Annotated in this window: 1 protein-coding gene; it reads right to left on the reverse strand. The window is 69.2% G+C overall.

Annotated features, from left to right (window positions below):
- Positions 1-2 precede the first annotated feature (2 nt).
- The gene (gene serA / locus WAX14_RS12090) at positions 3-1595 is read right to left on the reverse strand and encodes a phosphoglycerate dehydrogenase (RefSeq protein ID WP_422628301.1); all 1593 of its coding nucleotides are present in this window, start codon (positions 1593-1595) and stop codon (positions 3-5) included.
- Positions 1596-1858: the final 263 nt, after the last annotated feature.

The raw sequence follows: 1858 nt of genomic DNA on the forward strand, positions 1-1858 counted from the left end.
AATCAGGACAGGTCGACCTGCGCGACCCGGGAGTCGAGCTGCGAGGTGATCTGCTCGACCTCCGCATCGCCGACGACCCGGTCGACACGCAGGATGACGGTGGCGCCCTCGCCCTCGGCGTCCTGGCTCAGCGCCGCGGCCTGAATGTCGATGGATGCGTTGCCGAGGATGGTGCCGAGGGTGCCGAGCACACCCGGACGGTCCGCGTAGTGCACGACGATGTTGTGTCCCTCGGCACGCAGGTCGAAGCTGCGGCCGTTGACGTTGACGATCTTCTCGATCTGCTGCAGGCCGGTCAACGCACCGGCGACGGCGGTGACGGTGCCGTCGGCGGCCACGGCACGCACCTCGACGGCGCTGCGGTGTGTCTGCGCCTCGGTGTGCTTGTCGACCTCGACGCCGACGCCGCGCTGCTCCGCGAGTTGCGGGGCGTTGACGAAGGTGACGGCCTCGTCGCTGCTGGCGGAGAACAGGCCCCGCAGTGCGGCGAGCCCGAGGATGTCGACATTCTCGGCGGACAGCTCACCGCTCGCGATGACCTGCACGTTCTGCACGGCCTCGGGCGACAGGGTGCCGGCGAGCAGGCCGAGTTTGCGGACGAGTTCGAGCCACGGCGCGACCTCTTCCCCGACCGGGCCGCCGGAGACGTTGACGGCGTCCGGCACGAACTCGCCGGCCAGTGCCAGCAGCACGCTCTTGGCGACGTCGGTGCCTGCGCGGTCCTGCGCCTCGGAGGTGGAGGCACCCAGGTGCGGGGTGACGACCACGTTGTCCAGGTCGAACAGCGGCGAATCGGTGCACGGCTCGCTGTTGAACACGTCGAGGCCGGCGGCGCGGACCTTCCCGGAGACGAGTGCGTCGTGCAGCGCGGATTCGTCGATCAGGCCACCGCGGGCAGCGTTGACGATGATGACGCCGTCCTTGGCCTTGGCCAGACGCTCGGCGTTGATGAGGCCGGCGGTCTCCTTCGTCTTGGGCAGGTGCACCGAGATGAAGTCGGCGCGCTCGACGAGCTGATCGATATCGACCAGTTCGATACCGAGCTGCGCGGCGCGCGCGGCGGGCAAGTAGGGGTCGTACGCGATGATCGTGGTTTCGAAGGCTGCGAGGCGCTGCGCGAAGAGCTGGCCGATGCGGCCGAGCCCGACGACGCCGACTGTCTTGCCGAGGATCTCGGTGCCGTTGAAGCTCGAGCGCTTCCACGTCTTTTCCCGCAGGGTGCGGTCGGCGGCCGGGATCTGGCGCGCGGTCGACAGCAGCAACGAAACGGCGTGTTCGGCAGCCGAGTGGATGTTGGACGTCGGCGCGTTGACGACCATGACGCCACGCTCGGTGGCGGCGGGGATGTCGACGTTGTCGAGGCCGACACCGGCGCGTCCGACGATCTTGAGTTTCGTCGCGGCGGCGAGTACCTCGGCGTCCACGGTGGTGGCGGAGCGCACGAGCAGCGCGTCGGCGTCGGGCACGGCCGCGAGCAGCGCGGGGCGGTCCGGGCCGTCGACCCAGCGCACCTCGACGCCGTCGCCGAGCGCATCGACGGTCGATTGCGCGAGCTTGTCGGCGATCAGGACTACGGGACGGCCATTCTGGCTCACGTGCGAACTCCCTGTGGTTGATTGTTCTGTCGGTGTCGACGACGCGCGCACCCCCTCGGCGCGCGACACAGCCGTGACGACGTCGAGTTTAGAACCCTTGGTCCCGGCATGGGCGTTCGGCCCGGGGTTGTCCTACCTGATGGAACGGAACCCGAGCCGGGCCGCGGGACGGTCCGGGGCGCCCGATCGCTCTAACCGGACCACGCGAATTACGTTCTCGCACAATCACATCGAAACCAGCAACGCCGGCCCGGCCCCCCAGA

Origin of the sequence: Rhodococcus sp. (in: high G+C Gram-positive bacteria) (genome assembly GCF_049299235.1) — a bacterium.
Lineage (GTDB): Bacteria > Actinomycetota > Actinomycetes > Mycobacteriales > Mycobacteriaceae > Rhodococcus.